24 protein-coding genes are annotated in these 22,183 nt (G+C 36.7%); 13 read left to right on the plus strand and 11 right to left on the minus strand.

Features of this window, described 5'->3' with window-relative positions; all coding sequences use genetic code 11:
• Window positions 1-4: 4 nt before the first annotated feature.
• The 3 genes from AQF98_RS14445 to AQF98_RS14455 form a co-directional block, all read right to left on the minus strand.
• Window positions 5-994, minus strand: a complete 990-nt coding sequence (locus AQF98_RS14445; RefSeq protein WP_055132988.1) for an FKBP-type peptidyl-prolyl cis-trans isomerase — start codon at window positions 992-994, stop codon at window positions 5-7.
• Window positions 995-1,201: 207 nt separating this feature from the next.
• A complete protein-coding gene (locus AQF98_RS14450; protein ID WP_055132674.1) occupies window positions 1,202-2,188 on the minus strand; it encodes an FKBP-type peptidyl-prolyl cis-trans isomerase in 987 nt (328 codons plus the stop codon).
• A gap of 31 nt (window positions 2,189-2,219) precedes the next feature.
• Window positions 2,220-3,230: a bifunctional oligoribonuclease/PAP phosphatase NrnA gene (locus AQF98_RS14455; RefSeq protein WP_055132675.1), complete on the minus strand. Its 1,011-nt coding sequence runs from the start codon at window positions 3,228-3,230 to the stop codon at window positions 2,220-2,222.
• Window positions 3,231-3,348: 118 nt separating this feature from the next.
• Here AQF98_RS14455 and AQF98_RS14460 point away from each other — a divergent pair, with 118 nt between their 5' ends.
• From AQF98_RS14460 to AQF98_RS22235, 3 genes are all read left to right on the plus strand, one after another.
• Window positions 3,349-3,768 carry a nucleoside-diphosphate kinase gene (locus tag AQF98_RS14460; RefSeq protein ID WP_055132676.1) on the plus strand — a complete coding sequence of 140 codons (420 nt, stop codon included), beginning with the start codon at window positions 3,349-3,351 and terminating at the stop codon, window positions 3,766-3,768.
• A 134-nt stretch (window positions 3,769-3,902) separates the two neighbouring features.
• On the plus strand, window positions 3,903-4,673 hold the full coding sequence (locus tag AQF98_RS14465; protein ID WP_055132677.1) for an FKBP-type peptidyl-prolyl cis-trans isomerase: 771 nt from the start codon (window positions 3,903-3,905) through the stop codon (window positions 4,671-4,673).
• A 55-nt stretch (window positions 4,674-4,728) separates the two neighbouring features.
• Complete coding sequence (locus AQF98_RS22235) at window positions 4,729-4,902, plus strand: hypothetical protein (RefSeq protein WP_200911895.1); 174 nt, start codon at window positions 4,729-4,731, stop codon at window positions 4,900-4,902.
• 35 nt (window positions 4,903-4,937) lie between these two features.
• Here the strand turns inward: AQF98_RS22235 and AQF98_RS14470 are convergent, their stop codons facing one another.
• Both AQF98_RS14470 and AQF98_RS14475 read right to left on the minus strand, forming a co-directional pair.
• Window positions 4,938-5,228 (minus strand): DUF721 domain-containing protein, encoded by a 291-nt coding sequence (locus AQF98_RS14470; RefSeq protein ID WP_055132678.1) that lies wholly within the window; start codon window positions 5,226-5,228, stop codon window positions 4,938-4,940.
• A complete protein-coding gene (locus tag AQF98_RS14475; RefSeq protein WP_055132679.1) occupies window positions 5,221-6,324 on the minus strand; it encodes a DNA replication/repair protein RecF in 1,104 nt (367 codons plus the stop codon). Before AQF98_RS14475 ends, AQF98_RS14470 begins: the two co-directional genes overlap by 8 nt.
• A 125-nt stretch (window positions 6,325-6,449) precedes the next feature.
• On the opposite strand from AQF98_RS14475, the gene AQF98_RS14480 reads away from it, so the two are divergent.
• The 3 genes from AQF98_RS14480 (at window position 6,450) to ytxJ (ending at window position 8,258) form a co-directional block, all read left to right on the plus strand.
• Window positions 6,450-7,118 carry a tol-pal system YbgF family protein gene (locus tag AQF98_RS14480; protein ID WP_055132680.1) on the plus strand — a complete coding sequence of 223 codons (669 nt, stop codon included), beginning with the start codon at window positions 6,450-6,452 and terminating at the stop codon, window positions 7,116-7,118.
• A gap of 123 nt (window positions 7,119-7,241) precedes the next feature.
• On the plus strand, window positions 7,242-7,733 hold the full coding sequence (ribH, locus tag AQF98_RS14485) for a 6,7-dimethyl-8-ribityllumazine synthase (protein ID WP_055132681.1): 492 nt from the start codon (window positions 7,242-7,244) through the stop codon (window positions 7,731-7,733).
• Between the two features lie 192 nt (window positions 7,734-7,925).
• A complete protein-coding gene (ytxJ, locus tag AQF98_RS14490; protein ID WP_055132682.1) occupies window positions 7,926-8,258 on the plus strand; it encodes a bacillithiol system redox-active protein YtxJ in 333 nt (110 codons plus the stop codon).
• Window positions 8,259-8,334: 76 nt separating this feature from the next.
• Here the strand turns inward: ytxJ and AQF98_RS14495 are convergent, their stop codons facing one another.
• A complete protein-coding gene (locus tag AQF98_RS14495) occupies window positions 8,335-9,852 on the minus strand; it encodes a malate:quinone oxidoreductase (protein ID WP_055132683.1) in 1,518 nt (505 codons plus the stop codon).
• Between the two features lie 272 nt (window positions 9,853-10,124).
• Between AQF98_RS14495 and AQF98_RS14500 the strand changes: the two genes are divergently transcribed.
• The 4 genes from AQF98_RS14500 (at window position 10,125) to AQF98_RS14515 (ending at window position 12,982) form a co-directional block, all read left to right on the plus strand.
• Entirely contained in the window at window positions 10,125-10,559 is a 435-nt protein-coding gene (locus tag AQF98_RS14500) for a GNAT family N-acetyltransferase (RefSeq protein WP_055132684.1), read from the plus strand.
• A 79-nt stretch (window positions 10,560-10,638) separates the two neighbouring features.
• Entirely contained in the window at window positions 10,639-11,520 is an 882-nt protein-coding gene (gene lipA, locus AQF98_RS14505) for a lipoyl synthase (RefSeq protein WP_055132685.1), read from the plus strand.
• Window positions 11,521-11,583: 63 nt separating this feature from the next.
• Window positions 11,584-12,135, plus strand: a complete 552-nt coding sequence (locus tag AQF98_RS14510) for an RNA polymerase sigma factor (protein WP_055132686.1) — start codon at window positions 11,584-11,586, stop codon at window positions 12,133-12,135.
• A 1-nt stretch (window position 12,136) separates the two neighbouring features.
• Window positions 12,137-12,982: an anti-sigma factor domain-containing protein gene (locus tag AQF98_RS14515; protein WP_235524233.1), complete on the plus strand. Its 846-nt coding sequence runs from the start codon at window positions 12,137-12,139 to the stop codon at window positions 12,980-12,982.
• Here the strand turns inward: AQF98_RS14515 and AQF98_RS14520 are convergent.
• Entirely contained in the window at window positions 12,979-14,472 is a 1,494-nt protein-coding gene (locus tag AQF98_RS14520; protein ID WP_055132687.1) for a bifunctional ADP-dependent NAD(P)H-hydrate dehydratase/NAD(P)H-hydrate epimerase, read from the minus strand. The genes AQF98_RS14515 and AQF98_RS14520 overlap by 4 nt on opposite strands.
• A gap of 125 nt (window positions 14,473-14,597) precedes the next feature.
• Here AQF98_RS14520 and yiaA point away from each other — a divergent pair, with 125 nt between their 5' ends.
• Entirely contained in the window at window positions 14,598-15,005 is a 408-nt protein-coding gene (gene yiaA / locus AQF98_RS14525; RefSeq protein WP_055132688.1) for an inner membrane protein YiaA, read from the plus strand.
• An 87-nt stretch (window positions 15,006-15,092) separates the two neighbouring features.
• On the opposite strand, the gene uvrA is transcribed toward yiaA, so the two are convergent.
• On the minus strand, window positions 15,093-17,936 hold the full coding sequence (uvrA, locus tag AQF98_RS14530; protein ID WP_055132689.1) for an excinuclease ABC subunit UvrA: 2,844 nt from the start codon (window positions 17,934-17,936) through the stop codon (window positions 15,093-15,095).
• 651 nt (window positions 17,937-18,587) lie between these two features.
• On the opposite strand from uvrA, the gene fabV reads away from it, so the two are divergent.
• On the plus strand, window positions 18,588-19,802 hold the full coding sequence (fabV, locus tag AQF98_RS14535; protein ID WP_055132690.1) for an enoyl-ACP reductase FabV: 1,215 nt from the start codon (window positions 18,588-18,590) through the stop codon (window positions 19,800-19,802).
• A gap of 96 nt (window positions 19,803-19,898) precedes the next feature.
• Here fabV and AQF98_RS14540 read toward each other — a convergent pair whose 3' ends face one another.
• The 3 genes from AQF98_RS14540 to AQF98_RS14550 are packed head-to-tail and all read right to left on the minus strand — an operon-like array spanning window position 19,899 to window position 21,148.
• Window positions 19,899-20,321 (minus strand): arsenate reductase ArsC, encoded by a 423-nt coding sequence (locus tag AQF98_RS14540; RefSeq protein ID WP_055132691.1) that lies wholly within the window; start codon window positions 20,319-20,321, stop codon window positions 19,899-19,901.
• Between the two features lie 10 nt (window positions 20,322-20,331).
• Window positions 20,332-20,799, minus strand: a complete 468-nt coding sequence (locus AQF98_RS14545) for a DUF6428 family protein (protein ID WP_055132990.1) — start codon at window positions 20,797-20,799, stop codon at window positions 20,332-20,334.
• A 16-nt stretch (window positions 20,800-20,815) separates the two neighbouring features.
• Entirely contained in the window at window positions 20,816-21,148 is a 333-nt protein-coding gene (locus AQF98_RS14550; protein ID WP_055132692.1) for a helix-turn-helix transcriptional regulator, read from the minus strand.
• A 77-nt stretch (window positions 21,149-21,225) separates the two neighbouring features.
• On the opposite strand from AQF98_RS14550, the gene AQF98_RS14555 reads away from it, so the two are divergent.
• Window positions 21,226-22,104 carry a pirin family protein gene (locus AQF98_RS14555; RefSeq protein ID WP_055132693.1) on the plus strand — a complete coding sequence of 293 codons (879 nt, stop codon included), beginning with the start codon at window positions 21,226-21,228 and terminating at the stop codon, window positions 22,102-22,104.
• The last annotated feature ends 79 nt before the right edge of the window (window positions 22,105-22,183 follow it).

Raw genomic sequence — 22,183 nt, forward strand, 5'->3', positions numbered from 1 at the left:
TATCCTATTTTTTAGGAGCTACAACTGGAGCCGTTACAGGAGCTGCGCCAGCTTTTTGTTTTTTAATATCAACCAATTCAATATCGAAAACTACTGGAGAGTATGGACCTATTCTACCACCTCCTTGTGGGCCATAAGCTAAAGCAGAAGGCAATACAGCAGTAATTTTACCACCTTTACCAATTAACAATGCTGCCTCAACAAATCCTTTAAAAACACCTTCACTCAATGGAATTGGACGAGGACCATAAGTAGCTCCTGGTGCTTGTGGCATTGTTTTTTTAGCTATACTCTCTACGCTGGTATCAAATACGTTATCATTACCATCAGATTTTTTGGTGGTAAATTTACCTGTATAGTTTACCATTACTGTATCGCCCATTACTGGCTTCTCAGCACTACCAGGAGCTGTAATTACATATTGTAAGCCACTTGGAGTAGTAGTTGTTTTAAGCTTGTTATCAGCTATATATTTTTTAATTAAACCTGCTTCACTATTTTTTTTCTTCTCCGAAACTTCTTTGTAATCATTTTGGAAAAAATCATTTGCTCTTTTCTGGAAAGTAGAATCTGCCTCGTTAGCTTTTTTAGCAAATACTTTGTGGAATACAACGGTATAGTTTAGGTATTTGTCCTTTTTAAAACTTTCTAGTCGCGGTTGTTTAGTATAGTGATCCATTGTGTCAGCATTTAATTTGAAAGAAACACTATCTCCTTCACCAAACTGTGATAAGATGTCATTCATATCTCCACCGTACATTTTTTTAGCTACAGGAAATATTTGAGCCATCCCTGTATCATAACTACTAAACTCTACCGAATCGTTGTCATGTCTTAAAATAAAATCAACCTTTACAATATCACCTTCTTTAATTTTATCTTTTCCTCCGGCTTTATATATTGTATATAGTGTACCACCAGCACCTTTTTTCTCACTTTTACATGCAGCCAAACCTAAAGTTGCGGCTATAAGAATCACTAAACTTTTTTTCATTATCTTTTTTCGTTTTTTTAATAGTTTATTTTTCCAAATATATCTCATTACTTGGAAATCTTTTACCAAATGCAAAGATAATTTAAGTTATCAATTTTTAAGAAAATTAAATTGCAGCCATAGTACTTTTTATAAAAGAAGAATAGGCTCAATAAAAAGCCCTGTTTAATGTTTTAAACAGGGCTTTTTATTTTAAACTAACTACTTTTATTTTTTCGGAACAGTAACTGGAGCAGGCACAGTTGTTGGCGCCACTCCTTTTTTGATATCTTTTAATTCAACATCAAAAACCAAAGGTGAATAAGGACCTATCGGACCTCCACCTTGTGGTCCATAGCCTAATTTTGAGGGTAATATCACAGTAATTTTGCCTCCTTTAGCAAGCATTAAAACAGCTTCAGAAAAACCTTTGGCAACATTTTCGGTTAATGGAATAGGTCTAGGGCCATAAACAGCCATAGGGTTAGCAGGCATTGTTTTCTTAGCTATACTCTCTACGCTAGTATCGAATACATTATCATTACCATCAGATTTTTTGGTGGTAAACTTACCAGTATAGTCAACCATCACTGTATCGCCCATATTAGGTCGAGGCCCACTACCTGGTGCAGTAATTACATAATTTAGACCACTTTTGGTAGTTGTAACTTTTAGCTTATTGTCTGCAATATATTTTTTAATCGCTGCGTCTTCGCCTTTTTTTCTTTTCTCAACATAGGTTTTATAGTCTGCTTCAAAATATTCATTCACTCTTTTTCTGAAAGAACTATCGGCTTCATTTGCTTTCTTTGGAAATACTTTGGCGATTTTAACAGTAAAGTTCAAATATTTATCATTTTTATCATTTTCAGGTCTCGGCTGTTTGGTACGATTAACCATTGTATCAATATTTAATTTAAATGTTACACTATCTCCTTCGCCAAAAAGCAGTAGTACATCATTCATATCTCCAGCGTAACTCTTTTTACCAACAGGAAATATTTTAGACATCGATGCATCATAAGTACTATATATAATAGAATCTTTATCATTGGTCTGAATATAATCTACTTTAATATAATCACCTTCTTTAATTTTTTCTTTCCCTTCAGATTTGTGAATAGTATATAACAACCCTCCAGGACCTTTTTTCTCATTTTTACAAGCTGTTAACCCTAAAGTTGCTGCTAAAAGAATTACTAAACCTTTTTTCATTGTATTTTTTTATGATTTGTTGATTAAATATTTATTGTAATAGCTGAGATTTATACTCAGGTAAAATTGATTTAAATTGAGCAACGGTATCCATTAAATTTTTATCAGATGCGCCACCAGCGGCATTTCTATGCCCTCCTCCGTTAAAATATTTTTTACAGATCTCATTTGCCGGAAAATCTCCGGTTGAACGTAAAGATAGTTTAACCTTATCTGTTCTTTCTATAATAAATGCGGCTAATTTAATTCCGTTTATAGACAATGCATAGTTTACTATTCCTTCGGTATCACCTGTAGCAATATTATAGGCTTTAAGCTCTTCTGCAGTAACGGTAATAATAGCCGTATTAAACTCTCTTAATATGTCTAACTTATTAGATAAACAATGTCCTAGAAAGCGTAAACGGTTTTCTGAGGCATTGTCATACACCAATTGATGAATACGCCAGTGCTCAGCCCCCAGATCAATTAAATCTGCTGCAATGCGGTATACTGTAGAGGTAGCTGAGGGGAAGCGGAATGAACCAGAATCTGTCATGATACCCGTATATAAACACGTAGCTACATCTTTATTGATCAATCCACCATCATTAAGTTCATTTACGATAAAATCATAAACCAATTGAGCTGCAGCACAAGCATTGATATTCCAATGACGGTAATCATCAAAATCCTCTGGCTCTAAATGATGATCGATCATCAATTTCAGACCCGGGGCATTACGAATGTGCTCTCCTAATTCGTTGATTCTATTTAAAGTATTAAAATCACAGCAAAAAATAAGCTGCGCATCGTTTACCAATTGTACAGCCTGCTCTTCTGCTTCGGTATATATAATTACATTAGAATTATTAGGCAACCAATGTAAAAAATCTGGATAATCTGTAGGTGTAATTACAGTTACATGATGCCCTTTTTGAATTAGATAAGCATATAAGCCCAAAGAAGAGCCCATCGCATCACCATCTGGTTTATGATGCGTTGTAATTACAATCTTTTGAGGTGTAGCTAATACTGTTTTTAATTCCGAAATTGATATCATATTATTTTTGCGCCTGCAAAGCTAACGATTTTAGGTTTAATTGATTGCTTTTATTCACTTAGCTTTTAATATTAAATAAAGAAAGCGTATTTTTGCAAAAAATTTCAATTAAATAGAGATGAGTACGAATAGAACATTTACAATGATTAAGCCTGATGCAGTTGCAAACGGGCACATTGGCGCAATCATTAACGATATTACAAATGCTGGTTTTAAAATCATTGCATTAAAATACACTAAATTAACTGCAGAAACTGCTGGCGAATTTTATGCTGTGCATAAAGCACGTCCATTTTATGGCGATTTAGTAAGCTTTATGTCTTCTGGACCTATCGTTGCTGCTATCTTAGAAAAAGATAATGCAATTGAAGATTTCAGAAACTTAATTGGTGCTACTAATCCTGCTGAAGCAGCTGAAGGAACTATCCGTCAGAAATATGCAAAATCAATTGATGCAAATGCTGTACACGGTTCTGATTCTGATGAGAATGCACAAATTGAAGGCGACTTCTTTTTTACAGCTGCTGAGCGTTTCTAAACCAGCATCACCTTATTTACAGAACGTCATTTCGAACGGAAATCAGAGAATATCTTTTCTCTTAACCTCTATTTCGAAATGACGTTTTTTTATGGGGATTTTTATTTTGTATATTTCGACCTTAAAATTGATAAATGAAGAAAATATTTTTTGCCGCTTTAATCACTGTTGTTGGTTTTAGCGCTAATGCACAAACAAAAAGCAAAACAACCATTGCTAAAAAACCTACTTCTACCACAAAAACCAGTACCAACTCAAAACCTATTGCCAAAGTATCAACCTTTAAGAACAATCTGGATTCTGCTTGTTATGCCTTAGGATTAAGTGTAGCCAGCAGTTTTAAATCTGGCGGTTTAACTACCATCAATTACGAATCGTTTAACAAAGGACTAACTGATGCCTTAACTGGAGCTAATCCAAGCTTAAGTCAGGAAAAAGCACAAGAAGCGATTGCCAAACTTTTCGAAAGTTTCAGCAAACAAAGAGAAGAAGTTGAAAAACAAAAATATTCGGCTAACGTAAATGAAGGAGCTAATTTTTTAGCACAGAATAAGAATAAACCTGGCGTTAAAACAACTGCAAGTGGTTTACAATACGAGGTAATTACTGCTGGAACTGGAGCTAAGCCTAAAGATACAGATAATGTAACTGTACATTACAAAGGTACTTTACTTAATGGAACCCAATTTGACAGCTCTTATGATCGTGGCGAGCCTGCAAAATTTGGCCTAAATCAAGTGATTAAAGGCTGGACTGAAGGTGTGCAATTAATGCCTGAAGGCTCAAAATATCGCTTTTTTATTCCTTATCATTTAGCTTATGGATCAAGAGCTACGCCAGATGGAAGTATCCCTCCTTTTAGTACTTTAATTTTCGAAGTAGAATTGATTAAGGTAGGTCAATAAGTAAAAATCAAACTATTCATGTGTTCATGTGTTTTATCAACCAAAACATAGGATCATGAAAAAATATAGTACGCTAACAGTTATTGCCATTTTGGTTACAACTTTAACCAGTTGCCAATTGGTTGAAGGCATATTTAAGGCTGGTGTTTGGACCGGGATAATTGTTGTTGTAGTTGTGTTAGCCTTAATTATCTGGCTAATTGCTAAAGTTTTTGGCGGAAGAGATTAAAATAAGGCCATTTGGTAAATACCGAATGGCTTTTTTTATAAAAACACAATTTCTGTGATTACTTCTGAACCTGCTCTTTCATTCAATTTTTGGATAATACCTGTTCTTACCATCAATAATTCATTTTTAATTACGGATGATTCTATTCTAACAAAGAGTTTTTTCTGACTTACATAAATCTGGGTAGTCCTGTTGGCAACTGCGGTACCCATCAACTCTGGCCAATGTGCCACCACACCAGTTTCATCGTACTTACCACGCAAACGGTAAACCGAGAGCATTTTGGTAATTGCATCTTTAAGGGTAATATCGTTTGGTTTACGCATGTTTAATTACTCCATTGTCTACTTCAAACAAAGTTACATCAACTTTAATCTCATTAAAAACAGAAAGTACTCTTTCTCTACCCGTATCTGTAATAAATATTTGTCCAAAATCATGATGAGAAACCATCTTCATTAATTTATGAACTCGCAGGTCATCCAATTTATCAAAAATATCATCCAATAAGAGCAAAGGTTTAAAACCTTTAAATTTTTGCAGATAGCTATATTGTGCCAATTTCAAGGCTATTAGAAAAGATTTTTGCTGCCCTTGCGAGCCAAATTTTTTCAATGCCATATCACTAATAGTAAACTGCAGCTCGTCTTTATGTATGCCAGTAGTAGTTCTTTCTAATATCCTATCCTTTTCTATAGATTGAGCCAACAAATCTTCAAAGCTTTGCTCATTTAGCTGCGATTGGTAACTTAAAGAAACCTGTTCTGCATTATTGGTAATGTAACTGTAATGCTCATTAAAAAGCGGAATAAAATCTAATAGAAACTGTTTTCTCTTTTCAAAAATCTTCACCCCAGAAGCAATCAGCTGCTCATCTAAAATCTGCAATAAAGTTACATCTAACTTCCTGGTAGCCGCTATTTGTTTCAATAAAGCATTGCGATTTAAAAGGTGTTTGTTATAAACAATCAGCTCATCGAGGTAATTGGAATCAGTTTGAGAGATGACATTGTCAATAAACCTACGTCGTTCTTCACTTCCATCCATAATCAGGTTAACATCATATGGAGAAATCATTACCAATGGAAAAAGTCCAATATGATTAGCCAGCTTGTCGTATTCTTTTTTATTACGCTTAAACTGCTTTTTTTGATTACGTTTTAACCCACAGGTGATCTTTTCATTTTTCTCTTTTCTATCAAAATCTCCTTGCACCAAAAAAAGATCTTCATTTGCTTTAATCTGCTGGCTATCAATAGGATTAAAATAGCTTTTGCAAAGACATAAATAGTGGATTGCATCCAATAAATTTGTTTTACCAGCCCCATTATTCCCTACAAAAGCATTTACAGTTTTAGAAAAACCAAGCTCGGCCGATGAATAATTTTTAAAATTGAGAAGTGTAATGTTTTTTAACCACATAGTTTATAGCTTCAAAGTTACCTTTTTTACGGCTGCTAATTCATTAAAGTTTAATTAAATAGTTAAAAAAGGGGTTGATACTTTGATTGAAAAATGTATTTTTGCAATCTCAATTTTTTAAATAAATGTCTACAACAGATAAAACGATAACGCAACCCGTTAGAAAAGGTGGTTTTTTAGAAGAGAATGGTAAAAGCTTATTATTTATAGCCATTGCTATTTTAGCTTTAGCAGCAATAGCTGTTTATTATTTTTACTCTTACTTGCCAAACAGAGCAGAATTAGCTGCTGGCCAGATGTATAAATCAGAGCAATACGTAGGTGTAGACTCTTTAGCTAACAAAGCAATCAATGGCGAAGGTGGTTATCCTGGTCTTGAAAAAATTGCAGCAGAATACGACAATACCAAATCTGCTAATTTAGCTAACCTTTATTTAGGTGGTATCTATTTGCGTAAAGGCGAATATAAAAAAGCAACAGAAGCTTTAGGAAAATATACAGCTACTGGTAGCCCAGTTGCAGATCCATTGGCTTTAGGTTTATTAGGCGATGCTTATAGCGAACTGAAAGACTACAAACAAGCAGCTACTTATTATCAAAAAGCTGCAGACAAAGCAAGCAACAAATTCACTTCGCCAATGTTCTTAAAAAAACTAGGTCTAGTTAATGAGACTTTGAAAGATTTTAAAGCAGCAGTAGATGCTTATACCAAAATCAAAACCCAATATCCTGCAAGTCAAGAAGCGGCTATGATTGACGAGTACATTGCACGTGCAGAAGCTCAAGTAAAATAGTTCTCCATTTATAATGGATTAAAAATATAAAGACTCTGTTAGCGCAGGGTCTTTTTTTGTTTCCTAACACTATTCAAACATTTCAACTTTAAAACCTTTCGGCAGAAAGCTTATCTTTGCAACATGGCAACACATCTTAAAAACCTTTCAGACTTTTCACATACCACTATTCCAAACGGGGCTACTTATAAAATTGCAATTGTAGTAGCAGAATGGAATGCTAAAATTACTGGTGCACTTTACCAAGGTGCTTATGATACATTAATCAAACATGGGGTAAAGGAAGAAAATATCATTTCTATGCCTGTACCCGGAAGTTTTGAGCTTACAGGTGCTGCAGAAATTTTATTGACAAAACGAAACGATTTAGATGCTGTAATTTGTTTAGGCTGTGTGATACAGGGAGACACCAAACATTTTGATTTCATTTGCGAGGCAGTTGCAAATGGAGTGACGAATGTTGGTATTAAACACAGTAAACCTGTAATTTTTGGTGTATTAACTACTAACGATGAGCAGCAAGCGATAGATAGAGCAGGCGGCAAACATGGTAACAAAGGTGATGAAGCAGCTATAACCGCCTTAAAAATGGCTTATTTTTCTGCAACAATTTAATAAAGCCATACGTTATTCATAAAAAATTGTAATTTAGGGCATTAGCAAAATTCTTTAATACCAAACACGAATGAAAAAAATAGCCATTCTATTATTATTTATGTTTTGTGCTATTGCGATATTAGAATCTTGTTCTTCTAAGGTATGCCCTGCTTACAGCACTTATCCAGAAGGAAGAAAAAGAAGATAAAAATGCAGTGGATTGACATTACGGATCTTGAACAGATCAACAACATTAAAAAAGCGGAAGGTTACAGTGTTATTTTTAAACACAGTACCCGTTGTTCAATTAGCTTAATGGCTAAAAAACATTTTGAGTTAGACTGGGATGCTATTCCAGCCAATACACCGCTCTACTTTTTAGATTTAATTAGCCATAGAGACATCTCTGCTTATATTGCAGAGGTCTTCCAGGTTCATCACGAATCGCCTCAAATGCTTTTGATCAAAGATGGCGAATGTATTTTAGATACTTCACACGGTGAAATTTCTGCAGAGGAGATTGTAGAATCAATTTTAGCCTAAGTATAATATTTAAAGGTAACTCTTACTGAAAGCATCCTAACTTGTAACAAAGTATAGGATGCTTTTAATTTAAATGTTAGTTTGCCACTAAACTATTTAATTTCAATACCGCAGAAGTCCTTTCTCTGGTTTCATTGCATAGCGTTTCACTATCGGCCAATTTCTCGCCATAAGTTGGAATCATTGTTCTAATTTTTGTTTGCCATTGCGCAGTCTGTAATTTCTTTTTAAAACAACGATCTAATAAATCGAGCATAATAGAAACAGCTGTTGACGCTCCAGGCGAAGCACCTAATAATGCCGCTATTGAACCATCAGCTGCACTTACTACCTCAGTCCCAAATTCTAAAATTCCACCTTCTTTTTCATCTTTTTTAATTACCTGCACTCTTTGTCCTGCTGTTTCCAGCTCCCAATCTTTGATATCTGCATTAGGTAGGTATTCTTTTAATGCTTCAAATCTATCTTCTGGCGATTGACGCACCTGATCAATCAGGTATTTTGTTAAGTCCAGGTTATGCAACCCTGCCGAAATCATTGGACGGATGTTATTGAATTTAATAGACAAGGGCAAATCCAAAAATGATCCGTTTTTCAAAAACTTGGTAGAAAAACCAGCATAAGGGCCAAACAATAAAGCCTGTTTACCATTAATGATTCTTGTATCTAAATGTGGCACAGACATCGGTGGTGCACCAACAGCTGCCTTACCATAAACCTTTGCATGGTGACGGGCAATTACTGCTTCGTTGGTACATTTTAGCCATTGTCCACTTACCGGAAAACCACCAAAACCTCTTCCCTCTGGAATACCTGATTTTTCTAACAGTGGCAACGAACCCCCACCCGCACCAATAAATACAAATTTGGCCAAGCGATTACTCTTTTCGCCTGTTTCTAAATTTTTAACTTTGATTTTCCAGTCGCCATTATCCATTTTATCTAGCTCACGTATTTCGTGATGAAAATGCAAGCTTACCTTTGGTTGTTTACTTAAATAGCTAAACATTTCACGAGTTAAAGAACCGAAATTCACATCTGTTCCTAAATCCATTTTTGTTGCCGCCACTTTTTCCTTTTTTGACCTGCCTTCCATTACCAATGGTGCCCAGTCTTTAATGGTTACAAAGTCTTCGCTATACTGCATATCTTCAAAAAGATTGCATTTTTGCAAAGCTTCGTACCTTGTTTTTAAAAAATCGACATTATCCTTACCCCAAACAAAACTCATGTGGGGAATATTTCTAATAAATAAATGAGGATCTGATAGGATTTCTTTTTCTACCAAATAAGTCCAGAATTGTTTAGATACCTCGAAAGACTCAGCTATTTGCGTGGCCTTTTTAATTTCTACTGCACCACTTTCATTTTGTGGCGTGTAATTTAATTCGCAAAAAGCCGAATGCCCCGTACCTGCATTATTCCAAGCGTCAGAACTTTCTGCCGCAGCAATATCTAAGCGCTCATAAATTTCGATACTCAAATCTGGTTCTAATTCTTTTAAAATTAAACCAAGCGTGGCACTCATGATACCTGCACCAATTAAAATCACATCTGCGTCGGTTTCAACAACCGTCTTTCTTTTTCTGCCCATTACTAAACAACCAATATAAATATCTGCTATTCTAAAGCAGAATCAATGCCAAGAATCTTACCAAATCGTCAAAATATTCTAATATTTTAACGCTACAAATTTAAAGGTTTGAGAGAAAATATTTTGATTTTAACAACATAATTTTACCTAAAAAAGAAAAACATAGAAAAATAACATCCTTTTCAACTTTAAAATGCGATAAAATAAAAAAATCATTAGATTTTAAACCAAAATCATCAATTTTACAACACATTAAACACAAATGCTATAAAATGGAGATATTTAAACTGCAATCTTTAAATCTAAGCGATGCTGAACAACTTACTGCATTATCCGTTCAGCTTGGCTATGGAAATGACTTCAACTTGCTTTTTGAACGCACAAAAAAAATTATCGAAACAGCAGACAATTGCGTGTTTGTTGCAAAATCAGGAGATAAAATTGTAGGGTGGATCCATGGCTTTATTGCATTGAGGATCGAAACCCCACTTTTTGTAGAAATTGCAGGACTAGTTGTATCGCAAGACTTCAGAAAACAGCACATTGGTAAAAATTTGATTAATGCCGTAAAAGAATGGAGTATTTCAGTAGGTATTTACAAAGTGAGGCTAAGGTGTAATGTGATTAGAACAGAGAGCCATAAATTTTATAAGAATCTCGGTTTTGAACAAAACAAGCAACAGATGGTGTTCGAAATGGACATTTAATCCAGCCTAGCCAAAAACATTACAAGTGCTAAACATTTAAGGATTGCAACATTTCAATCCTATTGCTTAACTTTGTATCATGATAGAACTTCCTGTAGTTCCTGCTGTAACAGAAAAGCCACGCAAACCAGATTGGTTAAGGGTTAAATTACCGGTTGGTAAAGAATATGCACAAGTAAGAAGCCTTGTTGACACCCATAAACTGCATACGATTTGCGAAAGTGGCAATTGCCCGAATATGGGCGAGTGTTGGGGTGCCGGCACAGCTACTTTTATGATTTTAGGCAACATCTGTACCCGTTCCTGCTCTTTTTGCGCTGTAGCCACAGGAAGGCCTTTAGCAGTTGATATTGATGAGCCTGCTCGTGTAGCAAATTCAGTAAAACTGATGAACGTAAAACATTGCGTGATTACCTCTGTAGACCGTGATGACCTAAAAGACGGTGGTTCTATTATTTGGGCCGAAACCTTACAAGCCATTAGAAGAGAAAGCCCTCAAACAACTCTAGAAACTTTAATTCCAGATTTTAAAGGTCAATGGGATAATTTATACCGTGTACTGGAAGAAAGACCAGAAGTAATGTCGCACAATGTTGAAACAGTGAGACGATTAACCAAACAAGTACGTATCCAGGCTAAATACGACAGAAGTTTAGAGGCTTTGAAAAGAATTTCGGAATTTGGCCTAAGAACAAAAACAGGAATTATGTTGGGTTTGGGCGAAACGGAAGACGATGTTTTAGAGGCAATGGATGATTTGGTAGCCAATGGTGTACATATTTTAACTTTAGGCCAATATTTACAGCCTACAAGAAACCACCATCCTGTTGTTGATTGGATACATCCAGATCAATTTGCTAAATACAAAGAAATAGGCTTGTCCAAAGGTTTAAGATATGTAGAAAGTGGACCATTGGTACGTTCTTCTTATCATGCAGAAAAACATTTATTCGATTTCTAGTGTTTTAATCATTAATTAAAGAAATCATTTTCAATTGGTATAAGTTTCTGTATATTAGTAACCTTGGCAACAACAAAAAAAATATCTCTTTCTGAAGAAGAATTGGTTAACGCCCTCAAAAGACAGGATACGGTAGCAATCAAGGCACTGTACGACATGTATTCGGGTGCTTTGCTGGGTGTAATTTCGCGTATTATACAACATACAGAGGTAGCCGAAGATTTATTACAAGAAACTTTCGTTAAAATATGGAACTCTGCTGGTAGTTACGATGCTTCTAAAGGTCGTTTATTTACATGGATGATGAATGTTGCCCGTAATTTAGCCATTGACAAATTGCGCTCGAAAGACTTTAAAAATGCCAATAAAAACCAAGACATAGAAAATAACGTAGATTTCATTGACCAGCAAAAGAAGGTCAGTTTTAATGCCGATGTTTTGGGACTAAAAGACATGGTAATTAACCTTAAACCCGAGTTTAAAGATGTTTTAGACATGGTTTATTTTAAAGGTTACACCCATGTTGAAGCAGCAGAAGAACTGAACCTACCTTTGGGCACTGTAAAAACACGTGTTCGGATGGCCATATTAGAATTGAGGAAAAAATTTAATTGAGGTGGAAGTGGAAGAAGTAAAAGCATATATCGAATCAGGCATACTTGAACTTTACGTTTTAGGGCAGTTAAACACCCAAGAATGTAGTGAAGTTGAAGCTATGGCCAATAAGTATCCAGAGGTTAAAGCAGAACTTTCTGCTATTGAGCTTGCTTTGGAATCTTATGCACTTGAAAATGCTGTTGCCCCATCAAGTGCACTTGAAGAGAAAATACTAGCCCAGTTCAATACCAACACAATTACTGAAAAATTACCTGAACCAAAAGTTGTGCCTTTATACGAAGGACAAAAAGATGGAACCGTAAGAACATTACGCTTTGCATTAATTGCCTGTAGTATTTTATTGGTAGTAAGCTTAGGCGCTTTATTTTCTGCACATAACGATTTGAGCCAGGCCAACGAGCAAATTGCTACATTAAGCCTCGACAAAGAAAAGTTTGCATCTACTGTTTCTAAACTACAGTTTGATAAAAGTGGAATGGAAAACAGAATTGCCATGACGGAAACTAACGAGTGGGCAACTGTAAAATTGGCTGGTGTGAAAGATTCTCCAAAAGCAAAAATGTTGGTGTACTGGAATAAAAATAACAAAAACATTTTGATCAATTACGCTGCTATGGATTTGCCTAAAACAGATCAGGCACACGAATATCAGTTATGGGCACTTGTTGATGGCAAACCAGTAAGTTTAGGTGTATTTGGCAATACCGACAATGCTAAAGAAGCTGTTAAACAAATGGAAACGATAGCAAAAGCACAGGCCTTTGCTGTAACCATTGAGCCTACAGGTGGAAGCCAAAATCCTACCATGGAAAAAATGGTAGTAATGGGTGGCGTTACCATCTAATCTAAAATCTTTTGTATTGTTTTTGGAATCTGTAAAGCTAAGGCTGATGCATTGACCGTAAACCTAGTTTTCGCCAACTCGTCTCCGGCTTGGCCATGTAAATACACCGCTAAAATTGCCGCATTTGCTGCTGTATAGGATTGTGCCGCTAAACCAACAATTAATCCTGTTAATACATCGCCCATGCCTCCAGAGGCCATAGCAGGGTTTCCGGTAGGATTAACGTGAACCTCACCATTAGGCAAACAAATAAAAGTATATTGATTTTTAAGAATGATGACCAAGCTTCTTTGCTTCGCTTCTTTCTGAGCTGTCTTTATCCTTTGCCACCAATTTTGGTGTAAACCAAAAAGCCGATCAAACTCTTTTACATGTGGCGTTAAAATACTTTGAGGTGGCAAGGCATCAAACAGTTCTTTCCTTTTGGATAAAATAGTCAATGCATCGGCATCAACAATTAAAGGCTTTTTAAGTTCAATTAATCTTGCCAATAGCATTTCATTCTCTTCTTCGAGCCCCATTCCAGGACCAATGGCTATGGCATTAAATTTTTCAAAAGCTTCTATAGCTAGCTGCTCATTCCTGGGCAAGGCCATTACTTCTGGCAAAGCTGTATTTAAAGCAATTAATCCGCTCTGTGGCAAACAAACTGTGGTTAATCCGGCACCAACATGCAAACAAGCACTTGCGGCTAAAAGTGCTGCACCCATTGTGGTATAATTGCCCGCTACTAACAAAGCATGTCCATAAGTACCTTTATGACTAAAATTTGCTCTTGGCTTAATCCGATTTTGGATATCAGATTCTGTTGTTAACTTCCAATCGCTTTGTTGATTTGCAATAAAACCCTCATCCAAACCAATGTCCACAACCTTAAACTTAGTCAATGCTTTTACAGATTCTGGAAAGAAAAAATTCAACTTTGGTTGCTGAAAACAGATTACTAGATCGGCTTTAATACCATTGTATACTTCTGGCAGCTCACCTTCTGGGGGCATGCCCGTAGGCACATCTACACTAATCACTTTCTGGCTTAAACGATTAATTATATCTGCCAATGCAGCATATTCACCTGCTAAGGGTTGATTTAAACCTGAGCCTAAAACGGCATCAATAACAATATCTGCCTTAAGTTCGTTAAGTTCTTCAGCTTTTGAGATAGGAATTGGATTGATTTTCCTCTTCGTTAATCGCTCTAGGTTCTTGGTATAATCTTCACTTTGTTTCGTAGAAAAGTTAATCAGGTATACCTTCACACGCATATATCCCCCTTGCGTTAACAGCCGTGCAATAGCCAATCCATCTCCTCCATTATTCCCTTGTCCACATAAAATGGCAATATGATTTTTCCGCTCAAAAAACGCTTCACTAAATGTTTCTACAAATGCCAATGCGGCTCTTTCCATCAGCTCAACAGAAGAAATAGACTGCTTTTGAATGGTAAAAACATCTGCCATTTTTAACTGCGCTGATGTTAACAGGTTTTGCATAAAGCTAAGTTAATGTAATCTGTTTATTAAATGCAATAGCGGGCAGTTTTGTTTGATTTAGTAACATTTTGTATGATATGGCATCTCATTATCAATAATTAAATCGCTAACCAAATTTTAAAACGATGATTCAAAAACCATCAAACGCATTCATAGCAGCCGCATGGATTGCACTTGGAATTGGCATGATTGGCTTTATTGTAGGGCTTTGGCGCTCCGATATGCTATTGAACGAAAAGGGTTATTATTTTACCGTATTGATGTTCGGCCTTTTTGCCGTAATATCCTTACAAAAAGCAGTAAGAGACAAATTAGAAAGTATTCCGGTTACGGAACTCTATTATGGCATTAGCTGGTTTGCTACCATTTTAACCATTACCCTATTGGTGATTGGTTTATGGAATGCCGACCTTTTGCCCAGCGAAAAGGGGTTTTATTCCTTTGGATTTTTACTCGCTTTATTTGGCGCTATTGCAGTGCAGAAAAACACGAGAGACCTTCAGCTTTTTAAAAAAGGCCAAAACCTAGACTAATTGATGCTGAAACTATTTTACAGCCATTCCGTTAAAACGGAATGGCTTTTTTATGGGCTAAACTTACTTTATAGAAACAGTAAATGACTAAGCCATTTCTTTCTTTAAGAATTTTCCGGTTAAGCTAATTGGGTTTTGGATCAATCCTTCTGGGGTACCTTCAAATATAATCCGACCACCACCGGCACCACCCTCTTCTCCCAGGTCAATTACCCAATCGGCCACTTTTACCACATCTAAATTATGTTCGATAACCAGCACTGTATTTCCTTTCTCAACCAATTCGTTCAGCACGCCTAACAATACGTTAATGTCTTCAAAATGAAGACCTGTTGTAGGTTCATCCAAAATATAGAAGGTTTTGCCCGTATCCTTTTTAGATAACTCGGTAGCCAATTTAACCCGTTGCGCCTCTCCGCCTGATAATGTAGTAGAAGATTGACCCAACCTAATGTAGCCCAAACCAACATCATTTAAAGTTTTAATCTTGCGGTAAATTGCCGGCATGTGTTCAAAGAAAGCACAAGCTTCCTCAATACTCATGTCCAACACATCGCTGATAGATTTACCGCGATAACGCACTTCTAAGGTTTCTCGGTTATATCTTCTGCCTCCACACTCTTCGCAAGGAACAGCCACATCTGGCAAGAAGTTCATTTCAATCACCTTCATCCCAGCACCTTGGCAAGTTTCGCAACGACCACCTTTCACATTAAATGAAAAGCGACCAGGTTTGTAACCACGAATCTTCGCCTCTGGCAACAATACAAATAGGTTACGGATATCAGAGAAAACTCCGGTATAGGTTGAAGGGTTTGATCGTGGTGTACGGCCAATTGGTGCCTGATCAATCTCAATTACTTTATCAATCTCTTTTAAGCCATTGATCTTTTCGTACGGAAGTGGTTGTTTCTTGGCTCTGAAAAAATGATGATTCAAGATCGGATACAACGTTTCGGTAATTAAACTCGATTTACCACTACCAGAAACACCTGTAACAGCTATAAATTTACCCAAAGGGAAATCAACTGACACCTCTTTTAAATTATGGCCAGTAGCTTTAACAATGGATAATTTATGTCCATTTCCTTTGCGGCGTTCTTTAGGCACTTCAATTCCCTTTTTACCATTCAGGTAAGCTGCCGTTAAAGTTCCAGATTTTAAAATTTGTGCTGGTGTTCCCTGAGCCACAACTTCACCACCGTGTACACCTGCTGCCGGGCCAATATCAATTACATGATCTGCTTCTAAAATCATGTCTTTATCATGTTCTACTACCAGAACCGTATTCCCTAAATCGCGTAAATTTTTTAAAGCCCCAATCAAACGCTCGTTATCTCTTTGGTGCAGACCGATACTTGGCTCATCCAAAATATACATGACGTTCATTAATTGAGAGCCGATTTGCGTAGCCAAACGAATACGTTGTGCCTCGCCACCTGAAAGTGTACGTGCAGTACGGTCTAATGCAAAATAGGTTAAACCTACATCTGTTAAAAACCCGATACGGGCCCTGATCTCTTTTAAAATCTCTTTGGCAATGGTATTTTGTCGATCATTTAAACGGCTTTCTACATCCGTAAACCAGGCTTTTAAACCCAATATATCCATTGCAGCCAATTCGAAAATGTTCTTTCCATCTACCTTAAAATGCAGACTCTCCTTTTTTAAACGAGCGCCATTACATTCCGGGCAGGTTTTCAATTTTCTGAAATTGTCCATGTCATCAGCCGCAGCGGTATCGCTTTTTTTCTCCTGTTGCTCTTCTAACAGTTTAATGATCCCATCAAAAGTGATCTGATAGTTCTGAACATTCCATTTATTGTATTCAACAGCCACACTTAACAATTCGTGTGTACCATTTAAAATGATATCTATATTTTCATCTCCTAATTTTTCCAATGGCGTAGAAAGGGAGAAATTGTATTTTTTTGCCAATGCTTTTAGCACTTGGAACATCCACACATCTCGGTATTCGCCCAGTGGTGCCAAACCACCATTAATAATGCTCAACTTCATATTCGGCATTACCGATTCCTTATCCACTACAAAAATATAGCCCAAACCATCGCAACGCTCGCATGCACCATAAGGCGAGTTAAAAGAGAAACTGTTCGGTTGTGGTTCATCATAAGAAATCCCTGTGGTTGGGCACATTAAAAACTTACTGAAATGGGCCACATTATTGTCCTTATCACTAATTTTAATAATCCCTTTACCTAAACGCATGGCTGTTTGAATGCTATCCAATAAACGTTTATGATCTTTTTCATCAATAATCAAACGATCTACTACAATTTCTATATCGTGAATTTTATAGCGATCTACCTGCATTTTGGCAGTGATGTCTTTAATTTCACCATCGATACGAACTTTTACATAACCTTGCTTGCGGATCTGTTCAAATAGTTCTCTGTAATGACCTTTACGACCTTTAACTACTGGTGCCAATATATTTACCGCAATCGTATCAAATTTTTTGTAAATGTTTTTGAGGATCTGATCTTCGCTCATGCGCTCCATTTTCTCTCCAGTATTGTAAGAAAAAGCTTCGGCAACACGGGCATACAGCAAACGCATGAAATCGTAAATTTCCGTAATCGTCCCTACCGTAGAACGTGGATTTTTACTGGTCGTTTTTTGTTCTATAGCAATTACCGGACTAAGGCCAGAAACCTTATCTACATCCGGGCGCTCCATGCCCCCCATAAATTGACGAGAATAAGCACTAAAGGTTTCCATGTAGCGGCGTTGGCCCTCAGCATAAATGGTATCGAAAGCCAAAGACGACTTGCCACTACCACTTAAACCAGTAATTACAACCAGTTGGTTACGTGGAAAGCTAACATCAATATTTTTAAGATTATGCACCCTGCCACCATACACTTCTACATCTTTTTGTTCGCCTAGGTCAACGTTCTTTTTGCTCATAAATTTATGAATTCTCGGTATTAAAAAACAGCCTGCAAAAATAGCGAATAATAAGGAGAAAAGCTATTGATTTACAAAGCTTAAAATGTAGTTTGTTTGTCATTAGGCCGAAAGCTTTTTTAGCCATTTTGCTAACATTTTGGTCGAGATTACACATCCCAACAAATAATGATTCAGGAAAGCATGTTTCTACCCTCTTTTAACGTTAGTCTGGCTTTACATTCCAATCTTTTTGGGCTTCGATACTTCGGTAAACTCAGCTCAGCAATACAAAAAGGATTTCCATTTCAATCCCGTTTAGCGAACATAGGTTTGTACAACTATTTACGGTTGTAACCTTGTCTAGAGCCATTGCCTTTGTTAAATAAACCTGATTGCAGTGGATGCCGAATTTTCTTCAGCAGCAACGGAAAGCGGGGCTACACCATCCGAAGAACCACGAGCAATGTTTTCCTGAAATTTTTAGAAATAGCTGTTAAACTGTTGGTTGCGTTTGAATAGTTAAGCAATAAAAATGTCGTGATTACAAATCTCGACCAAGCCCAACAATAAAACATTTGGAATGGAAAGAAATTAAGGATAGTTTTGAAGGATAAAACGTGGACTAATTTAAACCCACATCGATTATTAAAGGATTAGCTAAAGAAAATTATGATTATTGAACCTAGAATGCGAGGATTTATATGTTTAACTGCACATCCAAAAGGTTGTGAGCAGAACATAATTAATCAAATTAACTATATTAAATCTAAAGGGCCTATTGATGGTCCAAAAAAAGTACTGGTTATTGGTGCTTCAACTGGTTTCGGATTGGCGTCTAGAATTACAAGTGCCTTTGGCTCTGAGGCCGCTACTATCGGTGTTTATTTCGAAAAACCACCAAAAGAAGGAAAAACAGCCTCACCAGGCTGGTACAATACTGCTGCTTTTGAAACCGAAGCCATTAAAGCTGGTTTATATGCAAAGAGTATCAACGGAGATGCTTTTTCTAATGAAGTAAAAGCACAAACCATCGACTTGATCAAAGCTGATTTAGGTCAGATTGATTTGGTGATCTATAGTTTAGCATCGCCTGTTAGAACTAACCCTAACACTGGAATTACCCATCGTTCGGTATTGAAGCCTATAGGTGGAACTTTTAGCAACAAAACTGTCGATTTTCATACCGGAATAGTTTCTGAAGTATCAATTGAGCCTGCTAACGAAGAAGAAATTGAAAATACGATTGCAGTAATGGGTGGAGAAGATTGGGCCATGTGGATTGATGCTTTAAAAGAAGCCAATTTACTTGCCGAAGGCTTTTCAACTGTAGCTTATTCTTATATCGGTCCTGCCGTTACCGAAGCGGTATACCGTAAAGGAACCATCGGCAGAGCAAAAGATCATTTAGAAGCTACTGCTTTTACCATTAGCGATACTTTAAAAGATTTGAATGGAAAGGCTTATGTTTCTGTAAACAAAGCATTGGTTACCCAAGCAAGTTCTGCCATTCCGGTTATCCCTTTGTATATTTCATTGTTATATAAAATCATGAAAGAAGAAGGCATTCATGAAGGTTGTATTGAGCAGATCCAACGCTTGTTTAAAGACAGGTTATATACTGGAGCAGCTGTACCGGTAGATGAAAAAGGACGCATCAGAATTGACGATTGGGAAATGAGAGCTGATGTACAAGCTAGAGTGGCCACCTTATGGGAAGAAGCTACTACAGAAAACTTGCCATCTATTGGCGATTTAGCTGGCTACAAAGCAGATTTCTTAAACCTTTTTGGGTTTGACTTTGCTGGTGTAGATTATCAAGCAGATGCAAATGAAATGGTTGACGTACCAGGCTTGGTTGAAGTAAAAGAAGAAAGTGGAGAGTAGGAAATAGTAAATGGTGAATGGGAAATAGGGAATAGTAAATGGGGAATAGAGAATAGGAAATAGAGAATTCGCTATTAAAATAAAAACCTCATTCGATTAGTTTCGGATGAGGTTTTCTTTTACGAATTGTTTACAATAAGCTTTAATCATATCCCTAACAGCTCTAAATTCTTGTGCAATTTCTGCTGCCGTTCCAACAGCTTTTGCGGGGTCTGGGAAATTGTAATGAAATTTTTTAGCCATGCTAGGAAAATAAGGACAACTCTCTTTGGCATGATCACAAACAGTGATCACATAATCAAAATCAATTGTTTTATACTCGTTGATGTGGTTTGATGTATGGGTGGAAATATCAATCCCATCTTCTTTCATTATAGCAACAGCTCTGGGGTTTACACCATGGGTTTCTATTCCTGCACTATAGATTTCGGCACTACCGTGAGCAAAATACCTTAAATAGCCTTCAGCAACCTGACTGCGACAACTATTCCCAGTACATAAAACCAATACTTTTTTCATCAGCTAAATTCTAACAACAGCCACCACCTGGCGTACAAGTATTTGCCGTTGGCAATTGAGCCAAATTGATGGGCTGCCTGTCTGCCGGAATACCACAAGCATCTTGTGCTAAACATGCTGTTTGCATATTCACCAACACAAAGTCTTTCCCATCAAAATCTAAGGCATACTTACCAATGGTATGACTTTGGTATTCAACCTCAATCTCTAAATCTTCCATACCCAACATATTTTCAGAAAGGTTGATGATGTGTAATAGTTTTCCTGGTTTTAAACGATGTTCGAAATCGTTGGCATCCCATAGCTGAAAATTAGCCTTATACTCTTTACGTACAGTGCCTCCACAATCGATAAAATGTTTGCTTACCACACCAACTTCTGTAACATGGAAATGTTCTGGCACCAAAGTACCATCTGGCAATTTAAAATTTACTACTTCCAAGGTTTCTAAAAAGTTTTTAACTTCTGATAGTTTCATGCTTTGATAATTTAGGTTAACAACAATTGTTTTTTTGGTTTTGGATTTTTCCAAAGACTTCGGACAGGAAATTCTGGAATTTGGTGAAGGTTTCTTCATCAATACAATAACAGATGGCATTGCCTGCTATATTACCTTTGATCAAACCTGCGTTTTTCAATTCCTTTAAGTGCTGAGAAACTGTAGGTTGCGCCAACGGCAATTCATTTACAATGTCTCCACAGATACAGGTATCAACGGTGAGCAGGTAATCGATAATAGCCACCCTAGCCGGATGACCTAATGCTTTCATTATTGCAGCAATCTCATTTTGCTTTTGCGTAAAATGTGTTGTTTTGGATGCGCCCATGATTTCATATTTTAATATTGCAATATTACGATAAAGATTATTACAAATCAAATTATTATCTTTAATAAAAAAAAGAGATGTCGAATATTAAGCTCATTATTGAAGAAAGGCCAAGTGACATTGGCAATTTTATGGTTGGTAGGTTATTGCCATTTAGAGAGAAAAGAATGGTTGGTCCATTCTCTTTTATCGACCACATGGGACCAGTTTTAATGAGTGACCATCTTAATTTAGACATTCCTCCCCACCCCCACATTGGTTTATCTACTTTAACTTATCTCTTTGAGGGTGCCATTATGCATCGTGATGGTTTAGGTACCGAGGTTGTCATCAAACCTGGTCAGGTGAATTGGATGACTGCCGGGAAAGGCATTGCCCACTCTGAAAGAACACCCGAATATTTGCGCCATACCAACAAAATGATGCATGGTTTGCAGATTTGGGTAGCCTTACCTAAGGAACTGGAACAAATGGACCCAGAATTTTTTCATGCAGATGCAGACCAACTCCCAATATGGGAAGATGGTGACCTTCAATATAAACTCATTGCTGGTGAAGCATTTGGCAAAAAATCACCCATACCTGTTTATAGCCCTTTATATTTAATAGAACTAAAGAGCAAAACCCGTCAAACTGTTAAAATTGGCGATCAGCTTTTCGGAGAAAGTGCCATCTATATCTTAGAAGGCGGAATAGAAAGCGAGGGAAATACTTTTGGCACAAAACAACTATTGGTAGCCAAAGAGAGCTCACTTTGCGAGTTTACTATTCTAGAAAATACCACCATCTACATTTTTGGTGGAGAAGCTTTTCCAGAAGAGCGTTTCATCTATTGGAATTTTGTAGCCACCAGTAAAGAATTGATCGAAGCCGCAAAAGAAAAATGGCTTGCGCAAGAATTTGCTCCAGTTCCTGGCGAAACAGAATTTGTACCCTTGCCAGAACGGAAAGTTTAAATTTTATAATTATTTAGAAAAGGCTACGCCTGTCCCTAGGTTCGTGTCGACACGAACCTAGGTCTTTGAACTTTTAACT

The organism is Pedobacter sp. Hv1, assembly GCF_001412215.1.
In the GTDB taxonomy this organism is placed as follows: domain Bacteria; phylum Bacteroidota; class Bacteroidia; order Sphingobacteriales; family Sphingobacteriaceae; genus Pedobacter.

Bases quoted from the DNA above. Each gene is read 5' to 3' on its own strand.
- AQF98_RS14540 (WP_055132691.1), bottom strand. From the start codon at position 20,321: ATGAAAAAAGTATTGGTTTTATGTACTGGGAATAGTTGTCGCAGTCAG.
- ytxJ (WP_055132682.1), top strand. From the start codon at position 7,926: ATGCAGTGGATTGACATTACGGATCTTGAACAGATCAACAACATTAAA.
- ribH (WP_055132681.1), top strand. From the start codon at position 7,242: ATGGCAACACATCTTAAAAACCTTTCAGACTTTTCACATACCACTATT.
- AQF98_RS14495 (WP_055132683.1), bottom strand. From the start codon at position 9,852: ATGGGCAGAAAAAGAAAGACGGTTGTTGAAACCGACGCAGATGTGATT.
- fabV (WP_055132690.1), top strand. From the start codon at position 18,588: ATGATTATTGAACCTAGAATGCGAGGATTTATATGTTTAACTGCACAT.
- AQF98_RS14450 (WP_055132674.1), bottom strand. From the start codon at position 2,188: ATGAAAAAAGGTTTAGTAATTCTTTTAGCAGCAACTTTAGGGTTAACA.
- AQF98_RS14455 (WP_055132675.1), bottom strand. From the start codon at position 3,230: ATGATATCAATTTCGGAATTAAAAACAGTATTAGCTACACCTCAAAAG.
- AQF98_RS14460 (WP_055132676.1), top strand. From the start codon at position 3,349: ATGAGTACGAATAGAACATTTACAATGATTAAGCCTGATGCAGTTGCA.
- AQF98_RS14545 (WP_055132990.1), bottom strand. From the start codon at position 20,799: ATGAAACTATCAGAAGTTAAAAACTTTTTAGAAACCTTGGAAGTAGTA.
- lipA (WP_055132685.1), top strand. From the start codon at position 10,639: ATGATAGAACTTCCTGTAGTTCCTGCTGTAACAGAAAAGCCACGCAAA.
- AQF98_RS14550 (WP_055132692.1), bottom strand. From the start codon at position 21,148: ATGGGCGCATCCAAAACAACACATTTTACGCAAAAGCAAAATGAGATT.
- uvrA (WP_055132689.1), bottom strand. From the start codon at position 17,936: ATGAGCAAAAAGAACGTTGACCTAGGCGAACAAAAAGATGTAGAAGTG.
- yiaA (WP_055132688.1), top strand. From the start codon at position 14,598: ATGATTCAAAAACCATCAAACGCATTCATAGCAGCCGCATGGATTGCA.
- AQF98_RS14475 (WP_055132679.1), bottom strand. From the start codon at position 6,324: ATGTGGTTAAAAAACATTACACTTCTCAATTTTAAAAATTATTCATCG.
- AQF98_RS14480 (WP_055132680.1), top strand. From the start codon at position 6,450: ATGTCTACAACAGATAAAACGATAACGCAACCCGTTAGAAAAGGTGGT.
- AQF98_RS14500 (WP_055132684.1), top strand. From the start codon at position 10,125: ATGGAGATATTTAAACTGCAATCTTTAAATCTAAGCGATGCTGAACAA.
- AQF98_RS14445 (WP_055132988.1), bottom strand. From the start codon at position 994: ATGAAAAAAAGTTTAGTGATTCTTATAGCCGCAACTTTAGGTTTGGCT.
- AQF98_RS14470 (WP_055132678.1), bottom strand. From the start codon at position 5,228: ATGCGTAAACCAAACGATATTACCCTTAAAGATGCAATTACCAAAATG.
- AQF98_RS14465 (WP_055132677.1), top strand. From the start codon at position 3,903: ATGAAGAAAATATTTTTTGCCGCTTTAATCACTGTTGTTGGTTTTAGC.
- AQF98_RS14520 (WP_055132687.1), bottom strand. From the start codon at position 14,472: ATGCAAAACCTGTTAACATCAGCGCAGTTAAAAATGGCAGATGTTTTT.
- AQF98_RS14555 (WP_055132693.1), top strand. From the start codon at position 21,226: ATGTCGAATATTAAGCTCATTATTGAAGAAAGGCCAAGTGACATTGGC.
- AQF98_RS22235 (WP_200911895.1), top strand. From the start codon at position 4,729: ATGAAAAAATATAGTACGCTAACAGTTATTGCCATTTTGGTTACAACT.